Origin of the sequence: Paenibacillus sp. IHB B 3084 (assembly GCF_001447315.1) — a bacterium.
Lineage (GTDB): Bacteria > Bacillota > Bacilli > Paenibacillales > Paenibacillaceae > Paenibacillus.
This window is the reverse complement of sequence record NZ_CP013203.1, coordinates 4,422,782-4,441,049: the sequence shown is the minus strand read 5'-3', so window position 1 is coordinate 4,441,049 and position 18,268 is coordinate 4,422,782. Positions and strand designations below refer to the sequence as shown.

At 45.3% G+C, this 18,268-nt stretch carries 16 protein-coding genes and 2 pseudogenes; 2 read left to right on the top strand and 16 right to left on the bottom strand.

The genetic code is table 11. The features are described 5' to 3' along the window. Positions 1 to 79: 79 nt before the first annotated feature. From ASL14_RS20850 to ASL14_RS29350, 14 genes and pseudogenes are all read right to left on the bottom strand, one after another. The gene (locus ASL14_RS20850; RefSeq protein ID WP_189338191.1) at positions 80 to 607 is read right to left on the bottom strand and encodes a hemerythrin domain-containing protein; all 528 of its coding nucleotides are present in this window, start codon (positions 605 to 607) and stop codon (positions 80 to 82) included. 22 nt (positions 608 to 629) lie between these two features. After that, the gene (locus ASL14_RS20845; RefSeq protein ID WP_023989699.1) at positions 630 to 1,277 is read right to left on the bottom strand and encodes a response regulator transcription factor; all 648 of its coding nucleotides are present in this window, start codon (positions 1,275 to 1,277) and stop codon (positions 630 to 632) included. Between the two features lie 7 nt (positions 1,278 to 1,284). Next, positions 1,285 to 2,349: an ATP-binding protein gene (locus tag ASL14_RS20840; protein ID WP_134913293.1), complete on the bottom strand. Its 1,065-nt coding sequence runs from the start codon at positions 2,347 to 2,349 to the stop codon at positions 1,285 to 1,287. Between the two features lies 1 nt (position 2,350). Beyond that, positions 2,351 to 2,803, bottom strand: coding sequence for a GAF domain-containing protein (locus tag ASL14_RS20835; protein ID WP_044647999.1), 453 nt, complete (start codon positions 2,801 to 2,803; stop codon positions 2,351 to 2,353). Positions 2,804 to 2,848: 45 nt separating this feature from the next. Continuing rightward, entirely contained in the window at positions 2,849 to 3,532 is a 684-nt protein-coding gene (narI, locus tag ASL14_RS20830; protein ID WP_082067264.1) for a respiratory nitrate reductase subunit gamma, read from the bottom strand. After that, positions 3,532 to 4,098: a nitrate reductase molybdenum cofactor assembly chaperone gene (narJ, locus tag ASL14_RS20825; protein ID WP_134913292.1), complete on the bottom strand. Its 567-nt coding sequence runs from the start codon at positions 4,096 to 4,098 to the stop codon at positions 3,532 to 3,534. Before narJ ends, narI begins: the two co-directional genes overlap by 1 nt. Then, complete coding sequence (narH, locus tag ASL14_RS20820; protein ID WP_028542275.1) at positions 4,091 to 5,668, bottom strand: nitrate reductase subunit beta; 1,578 nt, start codon at positions 5,666 to 5,668, stop codon at positions 4,091 to 4,093. The genes narJ and narH overlap by 8 nt, the downstream gene beginning before the upstream one ends. Then, a complete protein-coding gene (locus tag ASL14_RS20815; RefSeq protein WP_134913291.1) occupies positions 5,658 to 9,332 on the bottom strand; it encodes a nitrate reductase subunit alpha in 3,675 nt (1,224 codons plus the stop codon). The genes narH and ASL14_RS20815 overlap by 11 nt, the downstream gene beginning before the upstream one ends. A gap of 198 nt (positions 9,333 to 9,530) precedes the next feature. Then, on the bottom strand, positions 9,531 to 10,208 hold the full coding sequence (gene modB, locus ASL14_RS20810) for a molybdate ABC transporter permease subunit (RefSeq protein ID WP_134913290.1): 678 nt from the start codon (positions 10,206 to 10,208) through the stop codon (positions 9,531 to 9,533). Further along, the gene (gene modA, locus ASL14_RS20805; protein WP_134913289.1) at positions 10,205 to 11,056 is read right to left on the bottom strand and encodes a molybdate ABC transporter substrate-binding protein; all 852 of its coding nucleotides are present in this window, start codon (positions 11,054 to 11,056) and stop codon (positions 10,205 to 10,207) included. Before modA ends, modB begins: the two co-directional genes overlap by 4 nt. A 29-nt stretch (positions 11,057 to 11,085) precedes the next feature. Then, positions 11,086 to 11,805, bottom strand: coding sequence for an iron-sulfur cluster repair di-iron protein (gene ric / locus ASL14_RS20800; protein ID WP_134913288.1), 720 nt, complete (start codon positions 11,803 to 11,805; stop codon positions 11,086 to 11,088). A 109-nt stretch (positions 11,806 to 11,914) separates the two neighbouring features. Further along, on the bottom strand, positions 11,915 to 13,366 hold the full coding sequence (gene hemG / locus ASL14_RS27490) for a protoporphyrinogen oxidase (protein WP_189338274.1): 1,452 nt from the start codon (positions 13,364 to 13,366) through the stop codon (positions 11,915 to 11,917). Beyond that, a pseudogene (locus ASL14_RS27485) lies at positions 13,346 to 14,434 on the bottom strand (TIGR04053 family radical SAM/SPASM domain-containing protein); the annotation flags it as partial. The pseudogene ASL14_RS27485 and the gene hemG, both read right to left, overlap by 21 nt. Before the next feature lie 14 nt (positions 14,435 to 14,448). Beyond that, positions 14,449 to 15,122, bottom strand: a pseudogene (locus tag ASL14_RS29350) (YwiC-like family protein). Positions 15,123 to 15,405: 283 nt separating this feature from the next. On the opposite strand from ASL14_RS29350, the gene ASL14_RS20785 reads away from it, so the two are divergent. Continuing rightward, positions 15,406 to 15,828 (top strand): hemerythrin domain-containing protein, encoded by a 423-nt coding sequence (locus ASL14_RS20785; protein ID WP_025682831.1) that lies wholly within the window; start codon positions 15,406 to 15,408, stop codon positions 15,826 to 15,828. A gap of 29 nt (positions 15,829 to 15,857) precedes the next feature. Here the strand turns inward: ASL14_RS20785 and ASL14_RS20780 are convergent, their stop codons facing one another. Together ASL14_RS20780 and ASL14_RS20775 are read right to left on the bottom strand one after the other, a co-directional pair. After that, positions 15,858 to 16,655 (bottom strand): hypothetical protein, encoded by a 798-nt coding sequence (locus ASL14_RS20780; protein ID WP_134913286.1) that lies wholly within the window; start codon positions 16,653 to 16,655, stop codon positions 15,858 to 15,860. Between the two features lie 28 nt (positions 16,656 to 16,683). Next, positions 16,684 to 17,046 carry a hypothetical protein gene (locus tag ASL14_RS20775; protein WP_223264072.1) on the bottom strand — a complete coding sequence of 121 codons (363 nt, stop codon included), beginning with the start codon at positions 17,044 to 17,046 and terminating at the stop codon, positions 16,684 to 16,686. 108 nt (positions 17,047 to 17,154) lie between these two features. Between ASL14_RS20775 and ASL14_RS20770 the strand changes: the two genes are divergently transcribed. Then, the gene (locus ASL14_RS20770; protein WP_134914596.1) at positions 17,155 to 17,901 is read left to right on the top strand and encodes an MORN repeat-containing protein; all 747 of its coding nucleotides are present in this window, start codon (positions 17,155 to 17,157) and stop codon (positions 17,899 to 17,901) included. The last annotated feature ends 367 nt before the right edge of the window (positions 17,902 to 18,268 follow it).

Below are 18,268 nucleotides of genomic sequence, written 5' to 3'. Positions count from 1 at the left end.
ATAGGGGAGTCCCCTTTACCTGGCAGGGGACTCCCTGAAAATATAAAAAGCCGCTTCTTTATGAAGCGGCTTGGTCAATTCAAGAGATAAGCGTATTTAATTTGTCACATAACTTGGTCAGATCATTCCGATTGATCTGTTGCTCTGCCATAGGGAAAAGTACGGTTTCTTCTTTTATAAAATGTACAGTCAGGACTTCGAAGGCCTCTCCCGCGTTCTTGGTCGCCTCCTGAATCTCATCAAGCGTGAGCAAACTCAGATCGCCCTCCGTCTGATGAAGAAAATGATCGATATAGCCTTCTATTTCACGGTGCTCCTCCTGTATACCGACGAGCGGTCCCTGTTCAAAACCAATGTAGGTTCCTAGCAGAGAAAAGAAGTGTTCTTCTTCCTTTTCGGTATGTTTCTTGAGGGGTACCCTAAAATCGATAATCTGCATTCTCAGTTTTTCCAGTTGCTTGCGGCCTTCTTCCAAATCTAGTATTCTGTGCTGCTCAAACCACAATACAATGGCATGCCATTCATCCATCAGATATGTTAGATATCGATGCTCATTTTCAAGAATACGCATGGCAGGTTTGGAAAAGCGCAATTTATTTTCCAGCACGCGGATTTCCTCCATTCATCGGCTAAAAATCCAGCATTTTTTTCTTTAATGCATATTGGACCAGTTCAGGCCGGCTTCTTAAATTCAATTTTTCCATGATTTTCGCTTTGTTCGCTTCCACCGTCTTGACAGAGATGAACAGCTTTTCCGCAACTTCCTTGTTACCGTAACCTTTTGCGACCAGAGGCAGAATCTCCAATTCCCGCTTGGACAGGATCTCATACGGATCTTCTGATTGTGACGTCGTATCTTTTTTGATGAACTCACGAACGAGAGAGGTGGCCATTTTAGGATGGATATAAGTCCCACCCCCATGAATGGTTCGTATAGCAAGCAATAGCTCCTCATCTGGAGCATTTTTCAAAACGTATCCTGAAGCACCATTCTTTAAAATATGAAAAAGATATTCTTCATCGTCATGCATGGTCAGAATCAGAATTTTAGTATCAGGGTGGTCCTCTTTAATCTTGCCTGTGGCGATCAATCCACTTTCGCCTGGGGGCATGCTGAGGTCCATGATTAGAATATCCGGACGATATTTAGCTACCATCGTATACGCTTCAATGCCATCTGCAGCCGTACCGACAACCTCCATATCCGATTGGAAGTTCAAAATCATGGAAAATCCGCTTCGTACAATAGCATGGTCATCCGCTAACACAATTTTGATCAAGTCTCTATTCCTCCTCTTGGCCAATCGGAATTTGTAAAAAGACTTTGGTTCCCTGACCAACATTTGAAAGGACGCCAAAACTTCCGCCTACCAGCTCTGCTCGCTCTTGCATACCATATAAACCTAATCCCGTTCCAATAGGATTGCTCCCCTTTTCAAAGCCAATTCCTTCGTCCTCTACAGTCAAACGAAGCGTATGATCGTGCTCAGTCAAAGAAACTTTAACCATGTCTACCTGGGCATACTTCAAGGCATTGAGAACAGCCTCTTGGCAGACACGGTAAATGACCGTTTCCTTTTCACTTCCATATCGCTTTTGGGGAAGATCTGACACAAATTCAACCACAAGACCAAAGCTTTGTTCAACCCTCTTAAAGTGGGAACGAAATGCCGCTTCAAGCCCAAAATCATCAAGTGTGGCGGGGCGTAGTTCCACAGACAGGTTGCGGATATCATCCAGCAATCGTGTCATAGATGCTTCGGTCTGCTTCATGTTTTTGATGAGCTGTTCATCATTCGTCATGTATTTTAACACCCGTAGTTCAACAACCGCGCTCATCAATTCCTGGGCGACGCTGTCGTGCAGTTCCCTGGAAAGCCGTTTACGCTCATTTTCCTGCGCTTCAATGACATGCTTCATCATTTTGTTTTGATACAATTTTTCCTGCGTCTGAAATTGCGGAGTCAAGTCTCTCAACATCAACACCCGTGTTCCATGTTCAGAATCAATGGTGTGAAAAGAAGCGGCATAGGGAACCATTCCGTTGCTCTTCGTTTCCAGATACACCTGAAAAGAAGCGAAATCCTTGGATTCTGGCATATTGAAATAACAGTCAAGGCAGGTGCGGGGCTCCGTTTCACTTGTATAGCCCCTGCATGTTCCACATAAAGCTCTGTCCTTCCCTTCATAGAGTTGAATGAGGACATCATCGCCCACAATCTCCTCAGCTGCCGGGTTCATGGCTAGGGTATTCCCTTGTCTATCAAAAAAGAAAATGGCTTCCGTACTGTTCTCAAACAACTTCACCATTAGCGCACTCAAAGAGCCAGTCCCTACAGACAATGTCAATTCACATCACTTCCTTCCCGTTCAACTCTCCAATTCCCCTATGCGCCAAGGCTTCCAAATCACGCATCATGGCTTCGGTCATCAGCTGTTCTTCCCGAAATCCACCAAGCAGTACGCCCGCGACGCGAGCATCATTCCATAGGGGAACAGCCCCGAGACTCTTGAGCTTCTCGGATTGAACGATCGGATAGTTAAACAGGTTGTCTGCCCCCACATATTGATAAACAGATGGAATGAAAACGGATTTCCCGGTTTTAAACACGATTCCTGCTATGCCCTTACCGGATTGCAGCACAATCCGCTTAAAGCGATCATTTAAATTACCGGCTGCATTTTTCCATTTAATTACGTATTGATATTCGGCCGGTTCAACCAGAGCAAGCGCCATGAAATCATAACCGAAATGTTCGCGTATTCGCTCAAGCTCCCTTTGATAATCCATCCTATTATTCATCGCTCTCTCCTAATAGAATTAGGAAAGAAGGCAGAGCCCGCTTTCCTAATTCGATTTATGTCTTCTGTAAAGGATATAACTTCTACGCACATAATTCAACGGAACACTCCACACATGTACAAGCCGGGTAAACGGCCAGAATGCAAAAATCGCAAAGCCCATAAGTATATGAAGCCTGAAAGACATTGGTACATCTCTCATCAGTGTCGGGTCAACACGGAATATGAATAAACCGCGGAACCAGATCGAGATCGTCTCCCGATAATCGAATTCCGGCTGTACCGCATTCGTCACGAGAGTCGCGAACATCCCCATGCATACAATGGCCAAAAGCAATACGTTTACAATCAAATCAGACGCTGTACTTAAACGGCGTACACTGCGTATTGTAAAACGACGAGAGGTAAGAATCAACATACCGAGAAACGTCATCGCTCCAAATATTCCACCAACATAAACTGCTCCAATATGATACAGATGATCGTTTACACCCAGTGCATGCATCCAGGTTTTTGGTATGCCCAGACCGGATACATGACCCATAATAACCGGTATAATACCCAGGTGGAATAAGAGACTTCCGATCATCAATTGTTTTTTTTCAATAAACTCACTTGATTTCGCTGTCCAATTGAACTGATCGTTTCTGTAGCGGAAAATATGCCCTACAATAAAGACGACCACGCACATATAAGGGAAAATGACCCATAAAAACTGCTCTAGCATCATCATTGCGCGGCTGCCTCCTGTTCTACGCAAGCTTTAAGCGTTTCGCGCAGTCCCTTCACCAGATGAAAATACGGGCTTTCCATTTTTTCCAGTGCTTTAAGCAAATGATATGTGCCGTCTTCCAGGATCGCGATTGGCATGCGGAAGTTTTCTGTCGTCTTCGGATCTTGCGCCCATTCGGCGGCATACAGAAATTCACACATGAGCGGAAGGTAATCTGGCAGCTCTCCATCTGGCATTTCAAGTCCGTACATCTCGTATAGCACCTTTAACTTGACCAACATTTGTCCCCGTTCTTTTGCATCTTCGAATTTGAAGTAAGTCATATATAGTGCACAATTTTTTTGAAAGTCAAAGGTTTCTGTATACATTTCCTGAATCTCTTCCATACTGAACCCTTGCATAAGGGACCAGAAGGTGTTCGCATACGTATATGCCGGATGGTTCGGATCAAACGATGCTTCCAGAAAAGCCGGATGAAAATCCAGCTTTTCTGGGTACATGAGTTGCTGGGCGAAAAACCCGAATGATGGCTTGCATTCATACAGCTTCGCTACATTAATCACGCCAAATACCCCCGTAGAAGTTTTCTTCATACATTTCTTTGCCAGTTTTCAAAGGCTCTTCCATGCCCATTGAACTTGCCATACTACAGCCGTCACATCCAGAGCCTGAACCCATGTTTCCCATGGTATCGCCGTAACCCGCAGATCCTTGAGCCCGGTACGGATTCGAATATCCTTCTTTATGCGATGTCGGAATGACGAAACGATCCTCATACTTGGCAATCGCCAGAAGTCGATACATCTGCTCAGTCTGCCGCGGTGTCATACCGATGCGCTCAAGACGGCTTTCATCGAAAGATTGTCCTGTGGACTGGGCACGCATATAGGAGCGCATCATAGCCATTCGTTGCAAGGATTCCTTCACGGTTTGCGTGTCGCCCGCCGTTAGCATATTGGCAAGGTACTGAATGGGGGTACGCATCTCTTCGATAGCCGGAAAGATCATATCGGGATTCTCAATCGAGTCTTTCCCTTCAAAGTAATTCATAATCGGACTAAGTGGTGGCACATACCACACCATAGGTAATGTGCGATATTCCGGATGAAGCGGGAATGCCAGCTTGTGCTCAATAGCAAGCTTGTAGACCGGCGAGTTCTGCGCTGCTTCAATCCAGTCCTCCGAGATGCCGTCTTTTCTCGCTTGAGCAATCACTGCCGGATCACTTGGATCCATGAACAGGTCGCACTGCGCTTTATAAAGTTCTTTCTCATCCTGCGTAGAAGCGGCCTCAAGCACCCGATCCGCGTCATACAGCATAACGCCGAGGTAGCGAATTCGTCCTGTACATGTCTCGGAGCAGACTGTCGGCAGACCAGCTTCCACACGCGGGAAACAGAAGGTACATTTTTCTGCTTTGTTCGTCTGCCAGTTAAAGTACACCTTTTTGTATGGACAGCCCGTCATGCAATACCGCCAGCCGCGACAAGCTTCCTGATCCACGAGCACGATTCCGTCCTCATCCCGTTTGTACATGGCGCCCGAAGGACATGATGCGACACAGCTTGGATTTAGGCAATGTTCGCAAAGCCGTGGGAGATAAACCATGAACGACTTCTCAAAGTTAAATTTAATCTCTTCTTCGATTTTCTGAATATTGGGATCAAGCGGGCCGGTTACATGCGCACCCGCCAGGTCATCTTCCCAGTTTGGTCCCCATTCCAAATCCATTTTTTCACCTGTTACCGCAGAATGCGCACGTGCCACAGGTGAATGCTTTTGCTCGCCGGCGTTGGTCAGTTGCTCGTAATTATAAGTCCAAGGCTCATAATAATCTTTCATTTCCGGCATATCTGGATTGTAAAAAATCTTACCCAGTGCTATCTTGGACAGCTTATTGCCTGACTTGAGCTCCAATTTCCCTTTGCGGAGCTGCCAGCCACCTTTATAAAGTTCCTGGTCTTCCCACCGCTTCGGATAACCGATACCGGGTTTGGTTTCCACATTGTTAAACCACATATATTCCGCACCTTTGCGGTTCGTCCAGGTTGTTTTACATGTCACGCTGCACGTATGGCAGCCAATACATTTATCCAGGTTCATGACCATGGCAATTTGAGCTTTAATCTTCAAGCCAGTTAACCTCCTTCATTTTACGTACCGCAACGTACACATCACGCTGGTTTCCGATCGGACCATAATAGTTAAATCCATAACTAAGCTGAGCATATCCACCGACCATCTGAGTTGGTTTTAGATGAATTCTTGTCGGAGCGTTATGACTACCACCGCGTGTATCCGTGATTTCAGAGCCTGGCACTTGAATGTGCTTATCCTGAGCATGGTACATGAACATCGTTCCTCTTGGCATCCGGTGGCTGACAACCGCCCGGGCAGTTACAACGCCGTTACGGTTGTATACCTCTACCCAGTCATTGTCGGCAAGATCGTGTTCCTCTGCATCTTCGTTGTTGATCCACACCGTAGGACCTCCACGAAACAATGTAAGCATATGCTGGTTATCCTGGTAGGTGGAGTGAATATTCCATTTACCATGCGGTGTTAGATAACGGAGCACAAGTGAATCTTGCCCGCCTTTTATTTCCCGGTCGCGAGGGCCGAACACCATTGGCGGCAGCGTCGGTTTGTAGATTGGCAATGATTCCCCGAATTGTTGGAAAATCTCATGATCAATATAAAAATGCTGTCTTCCCGTCAAAGTACGAAACGGAACGAGACGTTCAATATTCGTTGTAAATGGTGAATAGCGGCGTCCCTTCTTATTCGATCCAGTGAATACCGGTGTCGGTATAACTTCACGCGGCTGTGCCGTGATACTTTGGAAGGTGATTCTTTCCGCTGCCCGATCGGCCGAGATATCTTTGAGTTCCACACCGTGAAGCTCTTCTGCCCGCTCATAAGCCTTTTGCGAAACCCGTCCATTAGTCGCGGATGAAAGGTGAAGAATTGCATTGGCCACTTGGCGAGCTGTCTGAATTTTCGGTAGCCCGTCTTTAATGGACTCATCATAATAAACTCCATTCAACTTTTTCATTTCCTCATATTCGTCCGCCACGGAGAAGCTGACGCCATGTGCACCTGCTTTGCCGGTAATCAAATTCGGACCGAGTGAGATGAATTTATCATGAATTTTTGTATAATCGCGTTCAATAATACTGAAATTCGGCATAGTTTTACCCGGAATTGCTTCAATCTCGCCCTTCGTCCAATCCTTTACAAGACCCATCGACTGTGAAATCTCGCCTATACTGTCGTGTAAGAGCGGTGCGGTCACAAGGTCTTTATATATTCCTGGTAGGTACTCTTTTGCCATATCCGAAAAGACCTCAGAAAGCTGGCGGTAAATATCCCAGTCCGCGCGGGATTCCCACAGTGGATTAACAGCCGGGTTAAACGGATGAACGAAAGGATGCATGTCTGTTGACGATAAGTCTGTTTTTTCGTACCAAGTTGCAGCCGGAAGCACGATGTCCGCATACAATGGGGTCGTTGTCATCCGAAAATCAAGTGCAACCATCAGATCAAGCTTTCCTTCTACATCTTCTCTCCAAACGATTTCCTCAGGCTTCTGTTCTTCATTCGGCCGAGCAAGCAGGGCATCGGATGCTCCGAGTAAATGTTTCATGAAATACTCTTGTCCCTTCGCCGAACTGGAAATCAGATTTGACCGCCAAACAAAGAGTGAACGCGGGAAGTTTTCGGCTGCCCCAGGATCTTCTACAGCAAAGCGTGTCTTACGTGATTTAATCTCTTCTACAGAATGATTAATGATGTCCTCGTTGGACTTCTTGCCTAATTGTGCCGCCTCTTCAGCGAACAGCAGGCTGTTTTTATTAAACTGTGGATAAGAAGGCAGCCACCCCAGGCGCGCTGCGAGCACGTTGTAGTCTGCTGGATGTGTGTAACTAACATCCCCGCCAATCGGTGACTTCAAGCTGTCTGTTCCACTTTCTTCATAACGCCACTGCTCCGTTGCAAAGTAGAAAAATGATGTCGCATTTTGCTGCCGAGCCGCCCCTTGCCAGTCTTTTGCAAAGGCAATCGTTGACCAGCCTTCGATTGGGCGGAGCTTTTCTTGACCAACATAATGCGCCCAGCCTCCACCGTTTACACCTTGGGAAGCAGTCAACACGACCAGATTCAAGATGGATCGATAGATCGTGTCACTATTGAACCAGTGATTGATACCCGCACCCATAATAATCATGGAGCGCCCTTTAGTATCGATAGCATTTTGAGCAAATTCCCGAGCAATCTGTACCACAACTGACGCCTTCACACCTGTGATCTTCTCCTGCCAGGCAGGGGTATAATGCGAAGCCTCGTCGTAATAATTCTTGGCGTTATGAGGGCTGTCATTGCGTGCGACACCGTACTGGCTCATCATCAAATCGTACACGGTTGCTACGTAACGTTCCGAGCCATCTGCCAAGCGTACTTTTTTGGCTGGAATTACACGTTTGAACGTTCCATTACCGGCGTTATCAAAGTAAGGGAATACGACTTCTTCCCATTGCTCGCCATGACCTTCCACAGTGAGCGCGGGCTCAACCTTTGTTCCATCTTCCCGTTCCAGAATCAGGTTCCATTTCTTATCCTGCTCCCAGCGCTGTCCCATCGTACCGTTCGGGACCAGCATTTCCCCCGCCGCTTCGTCATATATGACTGGCTTCCAGTCTGCATGCGGCGATACATCCCCAAGGTCACTCGCCCGTAGAAAACGTCCACCTTTCCAGACTCCTTCGTGTGGATCAAGCAGAATCATAAACGGCATATCCGTATATTGTTTGGCATAGTTAATGAACATCGGTTCTTGGCGCTCTTTGTAGAACTCATCGAGAATAACATGCGTCATAGCCTGGGCTACGGCAGCATCTGTACCCGGATGTGGTGCAAGCCAGTTGTCAGCGAACTTCACATTCTCCGCCAAGTCGGGAGCCACTGATACGACTTTTGTTCCCTTATAACGTACTTCCGTCATAAAATGAGCGTCTGGCGTCCGGGTAAGTGGTACGTTCGATCCCCACATGATCAGGTAACCCGCATTGTACCAATCAGAAGATTCCGGTACATCCGTCTGCTCACCCCAAATTTGAGGAGATGAAGGCGGAAGGTCGGCATACCAATCATAGAAACTCAACATCTGTCCACCGAGAAGCGAAATGAATCGGGCTCCTGAAGCGTAGCTTATCATTGACATCGCCGGGATTGGCGTAAAGCCCGCGATGCGGTCGGGACCATACTTACGAATGGTATAGATGAGCTGCGCCGAGATCAGACGCAGGACATCGTCCCAAGCGACACGGACATGACCGCCTTTTCCGCGAGCTGATTTGTAGAGCTTGGCTTTCTCCGGATCTTCCACAATGCTTGCCCATGCTTCCACCGGATTGGCATGTTCCTGGATGGCTGCCTGCCAAAGCCGCAACAGCTTACCGCGCATATAAGGGTATTTCACCCGTAATGGACTGTATTCATACCAGGAAAATGTAGCCCCACGCGGGCATCCGCGCGGTTCAAATTCTGGCATATCTACACCGCAGGAAGGATAATCGATCTGTTGATTTTCCCAGGTAATGATGCCGTTTTTGACAAAAACCTTCCAGCTACAGGAACCGGTGCAGTTCACTCCATGAGTCGTCCGAACCACTTTGTCATGAGACCAACGCTGACGGTACACGTTCTCCCATTCTCTATTTTTTTCCTCAAGGATTGACCAATTTCCCGAATAGCTTTCGATCGGTTTAAAAAAGTTGAGGTTGTATTTTTTTTTCATCGATGACCAACACTCCTTTTTAGAAAGAATCATCCCAACGCAAGTTCCAAGGGAAGACTCATTCGCTTACTCTCATTATGTAATTCATTCATCTCTGTTCCCATTAGGGAATGTCCTATAGTGCTACAGGAAATCCCTCGTTCTATGGAAAGATACAAAAAAGCCTCCCTCTACTAAAGGGAAGCTTATATGAAGTGATTAATTGTTCTTTTGGCCCGTTAACAGGAGCATGATAAAAGAAATGAGTACGATAGAGCATGTCCAGGCCCAGGCCATAGGAAGATGACCAGCATCCACCGCAATATAAATGGCCGTCGGAATCGTTTGTGTTTTACCCGGAATATTTCCGGCAATCATCAGCGTAGCACCAAATTCGCCCAGACCGCGGGCAAAACCGAGTATAAAGGCGGCTTTAAAAGAAGGGAAAATTAAAGGGAAGGTGATATATCGGAAAACCTGCCATTCACTTGCACCCATCGAACGTCCCGCGTTTTCCAAGTCCCGGTCAACAGAAGACAATCCCATTCTCAGCGTCCGATAGACAAGAGGAAAAGCCACTACCACCGCTGCTATAACCCCTGCCCACCACGAGAATATAATAGGTTCTCCAAACCATTGCTCTACAAAACGTCCGAACCCGCTTTTTCGTCCAAGTAATATTAGTAGTAAAAAACCAACAACCGTCGGTGGGAGTACCAAGGGCAGCATAAGCACGGTTTCAACGACCGTTTTCCCTTTAAATAATCCTAACCGCGACATGGACCATGCCACAAGCAAGCCTAATATGATTACCAGAACGCTGGATAACAGTGCAACCTGCAACGATAATCGGATAGGAGACCAATATTCATTCCAATCTATATCTTGCATGTTCACTTCGGTATGGTAAATCCATACTTAGCCATAATATTCAGAGATTCTTGCGATTGTAGGTATGCATAAAAGTCTTCGGCTTCTTGAATGTGCTTTGAAGCTTTGACAATCCCGATTGGATACTCAACAGGTGAATAGGTTTTGGGATCCACTTCAAAGGCGATTTTTGCCTTTTGTGAAGTCAATGCATCTGTTTTATATACAAATCCGACATCTGCATTCCCAGTTTCCACATATTGCAGCACTTGTCTAACGTCTTTCGCTTGAACCAGCTTGCTCTGTAACGTGTCCCAAAGCTTCGCTTTCGTCAGTGCTTCCTGTGCGTAGTTACCCGCTGGAACACTTTCAGGAATTCCGATCGCAACTTTCTTCACTTCTTTTTTTGTTAAATCGGTTACACTCGCGATGTTCATCGTCCCGTCTGCAGGGATAACCGCGACCAATTCATTCGTCAGCCACGTTTTTTGTTTTTTCGTATCTATTAACTGCTGATCAACAAGGGACTTCATATTTTTGGTCGAAGCGGACAGAAACAAATCCGACGGCGCTCCTTGCTCAATTTGTTTTTCCAGCGCACCAGAGCCGCCGAAGTTAAAATTCAATTTGATGCCTGTATGGATTGATTCGTATGAATGCTGAATTTCTTTGAGCGCATCCGTTAAACTTGCTGCTGCGGATATGGTAAGCTCAATAGTTTCAGCCGTTTTCGAAGATGTCTGGTTGGAAGATCCGTTCTGACCCGCGCTGCCAACATTTGAATCTAGTTGTTGTTTCGTACCGCATCCTGATAATAATAAAATGATGGAAATAACCAAAACGAAAACAGTGCTACTTTTAATTAATTTTTGCAATTGGTTCGGCTCCTCATGTTAATTCATCATCAATTAATGGGTTTCGCTATTAGCTGTGCCTGTCTCGTACGTTCGATCAGTGTACAATTTTCAAGAAGAATATGATTAAAAATATCTGCTTCCAGGTCTTCTAACCGCTTCAATACGAGACGGTGCGTACCACAAGCTTCCTGCATCGGCTCAAAGCCGTTTGTGATCAAGCGCATTTCCTTCAGGAATTCCACCACCGTTTGATGCTCGTCTTGCAACTTGGATAAAGTTGGATTTAACGCATCTGCTCGTTCCACTGTTGATTCTTCTAAAAATGCTTCAATCATCGGAAACACAAGGTCCTCCTCATTTTGAATATGTTCCGATAATTCCTGTTTAAGCAAGGTGAACAGTTCATTAACTCGCTTGAGATGCGGATAACGTTCGCCGTGAACCCGCGTTAGTTTGGTTACATACGGCGTTAACGCCGATAGTTCTTCCCGAAGCTTCGTATGATACTCATTTTGAATATAGGCGATTAGTTCTTTTGGTTCGAGTGAAGGAGGTTGCATTTGCTTATGCTGTGCCTGCTTTTCTTCCACTTCATGTATCTGCGTCAGCAGTTCACCAGCGTGGAGGCCTCGATTGGCTGCTGCTTCACGGAGCGATATTTTCCCTCCACAGCAGAAATCAATCCTCAGTTTGCGGAACAGATCTCCCGTTTTGGGTACTGCTTTCACAATGTCCGCCACCCATGTTTCTTCCGTTAACTGGCTCATCTTCCATTCCTCCATCTTACTTCGATTTTATGCTTAACTTTCATTCTACGTCTCCCTTAAAGCTGAACCAATCAGGGGGTTCCCTCTTTCACTAGTGGAAAGAGCCTGATTATAAAAAATCAGAAAGCAACTGTTCAGCCGCTTCTTTCCCTTGAGCGATGCAATCTGGAATTCCAACGCCCCCATAGCCAGCACCGCATAGAAAAACACCCGGTAAATCCTGTGCGAAGTCCTGCCTTATCTTCGCCATATGCTCTTTGTGTCCAATTGGATATTGCGGCATGGATCGATCGCACCTACTGACTTCGGCGAATTCTGGTTCCGCATCCAGGCCCATTAAATCTTTCAAATCTTTACGCGCGGCATCCACAAGTTGATCGTCTGTCATCTGAATCCACTCCTGTGCACCTGCATGTCCGATATAGGTCCGTAAAAGCGTATATCCTTCAGGAGCAGTATGGCTCCACTTCGTCGAAGACCAAGTACATGCCGTAATCTTTTTGCCTTCTTTGCGGGGGACTAAAAATCCCGTTCCCTCAAAAGCAAGATTAAGATCTGTGTTTTTATAAGCAAGAGCAATATTGGCTACGGAAACATAGTGAATCTTGTGTAACCAGCTAGCGCTTGCAACGCCGGAGAATAATGTAGCCGCTTCAAAAGCGGGAACAGCGCAGATCACCGCATCCGCATCTATTTTTTGTCCATGTTCTAAAATGACCTGATAACCGCTTTCTTTCCTTACTTCAACTACACCTTGCCCCATAACAAAACATACGGTATCCAGCCTTTCCTTTAGCCGCTCCACGATCGTAGATAATCCTAGCCGATAAGAAAGAAACATACTTTTCTTAGCGATATCCGGCAGTTTGTCTTGTACTGCTGGCATTCTTCCAGCCCCTTTAGACATACCCTTAATCAGACTTCCATGCTTTTGTTCCATTAGTTTAAATTGAGGGAAGGTTGACATGAGGCTCAGGGAATGTGTATCCCCAGCGTAAATTCCAGACAGCAGAGGTTCAGTAATCTGATCCAGAACTTCTTTGCCGAGACGCCTCTTGATAAAATCACCTAGAGATTCGTCCGCATCACCTTTCTTCGCTGGAATGATTAAATCCAGGGCTGCCCGTGCTTTTCCCAGCGGAGAAATAAGCCCTGTCCGAATGAAAGGAGTGAGCTTTGTTGGAATGCCCAGAATGAAGCCCATCGGCATCGTATGAAGTTTGCCCTTATGCAAAATGCAAGCAGATTTGGCTTTCGGGTTTGTCGATACCAGCTCAGCTTCCAGCCCCAACTCCATGGTTAGATCCAATATTGCTGTCTTTCTGGCCAAGAAAGCATCCGGTCCTTTTTCGATCATAAAATCGTTTTGGCGAACGGTTTGCAGCTTTCCTCCCAGACGTTCACTTTTCTCCACCAGTGTAATTTCTACTTCAAGCTGCCTATCCTCAGCCAGCTTTTTCACATAAAAAGCGGCACTTAAACCGCTTATTCCTCCACCGAGAATAACGACTTTTTTAGAACTTTTTTCATGAAAACACTTTTCCTCTCCAACCCCGGGGATATAAGCGCAATAAGGGTCACTCTCTAAATAGTCTCCTGTTATTGCAAAAGCCCTTGCTCTGGAGCCCCCACAGACGGTCTTGAATTCACAGACTCCACATTTACCTTTAAGTAGGGACTTATCTCTAAGATTCATCATGATCGGAGAGTTGCGATAAATATCTGCCAAGCTATCCTTTCGTACATTCCCGCACATAAGAGGCAGGAAACCGCTCGGGTATACTTCGCCGATATGACTAATAAAAACAAATCCATCTCCGTCATTTACGCCTTTAGGAGCACGTCCTAAAACATCTGCCCTCTTTTGTCCGTCTGCTACACTGCTCTCACCTGCTCTGTGCTTTTGCTGCAGTACAACCCTCCGGTAGTGAGGAGCTTCTGTAGCCTTCACACCGTACGGCATCTGTTGCTGTATTTGATACAACCATTTCATTACGGCTTCATGCTCATCAGGAGTAATCATATCTTTCTCCATGCCACGTCCAGTTGGAACAAGGAAAAATAAACTCCATAACACGGCCTGCATTTCCTTTACCCTTTCTGCAATTTGCTCCAGATCATGAAGATTGTACCGGGACACCGTAGTGTTCACTTGAATAGGGATATTCAGTTCCTTTAAATAACCAATTCCTCGCATGGTCGTATCGTAAGAACCCGCTGTACCCCGAAAATGATCGTGAATGTCTGCACATGAACCGTCCAGACTAAACGCCCACCGCGATAACCCAACTTGCTTTGCTTTTTCTACCGCTGCTCGTGTCACTTTAGGGGTGGCACTGGGGGTCATCGAAACCGACAGATTTTTCTCTTCAATTGCATATCGAGCCAGTTCAAACAGATCAGGACGCATCAAAGGATCTCCGCCTGTGAATACAACCAATGGATGATTCATTTCAGCGATTTGATCTATAAGCTTCTTACCTTCTTCTAGTGTCAGTTGGCGAGGATCAGGTTTGTACTGAGCTTCCGCTCTACAGTGAAGGCACTTTAAAGCACAAGCTCGTGTAACCTCCCAGATGACTATAAACGGATCTGTATGATAATCACGCGGCGTTTTCAAAGATATCATTGATGTCTCTCCTTTTAGAAGTATAAAAACAACACAAAAACATAGAGCATCATTGAAAATCCAATTTCCGCCATGCCAACTTGTTTTGCCTTTAATCCGAGTTTAGGAAGCCATATGGCCCGTATCAAAAAAATCAAAAAAGGAACAAACAGAGGTAACTTTAACCAAGTAGCAAACAACAAAATCACCAAATGATAGATGATGGAAGCATAATGGTAACGTATATTTTTTCTTTCACGAATGATCGTTTTGACATACAAAGCAGTTCCGATAAAGTAAAGCACCAAAAGCAAGAATAGCTCTGTTGCTACTCTCCAATCCTCTCCTCCCCCCATATAAATAACGGGGTATATAAAAGAACAAAAGAGTAGAATTGCAACAATGTCATTGAGTAAAGCACGTTCATTTTTCGTTTTTGCAAAATAAATATTAGCCATAAAAAAAGCAATAGAAGAACTCCATACCAGATCAAGGCAGGCTCAAACCATATCAGTGAAATTAACAAAGGAAGTAATATCACTCCGTATACAACGGCGGGTTTGCGGTATCTTTCACTGCTGCCTGTTTTGATCCATTGGAGGACAGGAAAACTGAATAAGTAGATAAAAAACCAGCACACAAATAGGGGTATATGAATGAGATCCCCTCGAGAAGCAGCTAAACCAAATAAAAATGGAAGAATGAGCATGGCCCAGGCTCCATGTTGATTGGGTATGTATCTGCTCATCCCCTTCAAACCCTTGATCCTTTTTTCACAATCTTTTTTATGTCAGTTATTTCGGTTAATCGATTCATCATCCATTCCCCCAAGATTGAGTTTTATCTTCTAACTTCATTCTAAGTATTATATGAAATCGAACCAATTAGGGAGTTCCCTTTTCCTTAGGGGGGAAAATCCTAACCGGAAAAATAACGCTATTTTCTTATGCTATACTGTACTAAAAAAGGGAACAAAGAAAGGATGAACTGTTATGGGAGGACCTTCTTTACGTCAACTGCATGCTCATCATGCCATTCATCAAGGCGGGCTATCTGGCGCTCTAGATAAGACGAGAGAAGTAGAGGAATTACTCGAAGCAAAAGAATTCAAGGTGGCGCGCCAGGCTGCCGACCACTTGATCGAATATTGGGAAACCCGCATTCTCAGCCATGCTGATGCAGAAGAGGAAGGATTCTATCAGGAAATGGTCGAGAAAAAACCGGAACTGCAGGAGGCTGTCGTCAAACTTACACGGGATCATGATCTGCTCCGAATCATTGTAAAAGAGCTCAAAGCCGGGATCCGTGAAGAAGGGCTTACGCCTGAAGTTCTTCAGCAGTTCCACGCGCTTCTGGTTGTCAATGCCATTCATAGTCGGGAAGAAGAACGTTTGTTGTTTGAGGAACCGTCATGATCAAGATGTGGCGTAACGATTCACTTTCTCTATAAAAACGTACCGAAGAAATAGTCCAACGCCTCCTGCGAGTATCCGTCATCTCCTTGCCAAACTGCTACGGAATAAAAATCATGATTGCCGTTCTGTCGTTTACGAGGCGTGTCCTGTGGGACCAGCAGTCCGGCATATCCCCACACCTCCATGACTACATCACGCTCGTTTTTGCTGGATGGAAACACATCCTTCCAGCGCTTTTCCAATTGACGTGCACTGCTTTGAGCATCACAGTTATGAACAGCTTCGAGCATGTTATGAAGTATAGCCAGATCCTTATCGGAAACCTGAACATCCTCTTCTTGACTGAACAATTCAAGGTCCATCCAGCAATACAGAAGGTGGTTCAGACGAATACCGCCCCATTTGATTCGTTCAAAATTTAGTACATTCAAATCTTCATTGACGTATTCCTTATCGGACATCATTTTATTAAAATTACAATCCCCACAGCTACTGTAATTGGGCAGGACGACAGGCCGCTCACCATAGGTGTGCAAAGGAAGCCTTGCGGTTAATGCCCAGCTCGATAAGGCGCTTCGTATATGAACCTTTTTCGTGGAAAGACTATGCAAAAATGCTGCTGCCACTCGTTCTTTTGTAGCCTTTTGCTGGTGCAGCTCATGTAACCTATTTATAATCTCGTTATGTGTAATGGTGATCGGATCGAACATCAAGCCCTTGCTTTTGGCATATTCAAAATCCTCACCCGAAAAAGATCCCCGCTCCTGCTTCCAGCCGCTGGAGGACCAGAATGTGTTCATCAGTATTTTCTTTGCCTTTTTATCCACAACACATCTCCCTTACTCATCCAACACCCTACAGGGTATTCATAAATTCTGCAATTTTGGCTTCGTCCAGACTAATCTGCATTTCTACGTTATCGAATACATCCATACAAATACAGATTTTATCATAACGGCACTCCTCTTCCTGCCTGCGGCCCACACTGGTCCAAATCTGTAAATCATGGACATATCCATACACGATGTAACCTTGAAACCATTGCAAAATCTCTTCATCCGACATCGTAAACCCACTGAATTCAACGTCAATCAGCCAGTACGTATGTGAATCAGGCTCCACTTTATGGATACCGTTTATAGTTTGGACAGGCTCCTGTTCTAAGTCCAATGCAAGAATGCTCGACACATCCTCACTCCCATGTTCAGGTAAGTTCATGTATGCTCCTCCTCATTACCTGTTATTCTCTTTGTGATTTCCTATAATTCTCAATATATATTAAACTATATTTCATCAAGTACAAAATTCGAGAGGGGAGAAATCATGATGCAAAAATTTTCGCAAAAAGGTGTGGCCCTGTCCCTGCCTGTCATGATATCCGTATCGCTGATAGCTGGAGCGCTATTTGCCAGTGTGCCTGCGGCGAGCGCGTCTGCTATTAAGGAAACGGTGCAACTATCCGGGCAGACTACTTACTACGGAGAGCTTGAGAACGGTCAGCCGAACGGACGCGGTACGATCAAATGGAGTGAAAACAAGCAGTATTCAGGCGATTTTGTGAATGGTAAGCGTTCCGGTACTGGAAAGTATATCAATCAGTACACCGATGCAGACGGACAAATCCATAAGGTCGTATACAACGGTTCATGGAGCAATGACAATATGAGCGGCAAGGGTACGCAGACTGAAAAAGTAACTCAAATGGACGGAACGATACGTTCGAATGAGATCCAGGTAGGTGCCTTTCAGAAAAATGGATTACAAAATGGCTACAAAGTAATCCACGCTGTCGCTGATCCAGATTACAGCTTCACTTACAAAAATGGCAATGAAGTGCTAAACATCCTGCACAGTAATCAGAATTTAGTCCAAAGGTGGCAAAATGGAGAGCTTTTTTCTGTAAGCTATCAAAATGGCTCCATCCAAAAGGAATACTCCATGTTCCCGGAAGATACAGCCGCCAAAGAACGTCAAAGACAAGCAGCTATCAAATATCTTAAAGGAATCACCGCCAAGATCACACCTCACTTGCAGCAGTTCGAAAAGCTGTCCAAGCAGGTTCCTCTAAAATAAAACTGAAGCGGCGCACATTATACATGGGTTCTAATTCTAATCAAGAGAGCCACTCTGTCAGATGGAAAGCTCCATTTTGAAAAGAGTGGCTTTTTACGTCCCTATTCCTACCTTTCTCGCTTATTGTTCCTCATGAACTCGTACAAACGACTTATTTTTGCTTTAAATCCCCTTCTTTTTTCTAATGTCTGCTATATTCACTAAAATATATGTAATTATTTTAATCATCCGAGGTAGAAATCATGGCTAAAATTATGGTTCCTCCCGAGAAACTGGAGGCGGTTTCCAGGCAGTTCGCCCAGGCTTGCGAGTTGGGTGTACAAATTTGCGGACAACTGTCACAGCAGATATAGCCATTAACGGTCTT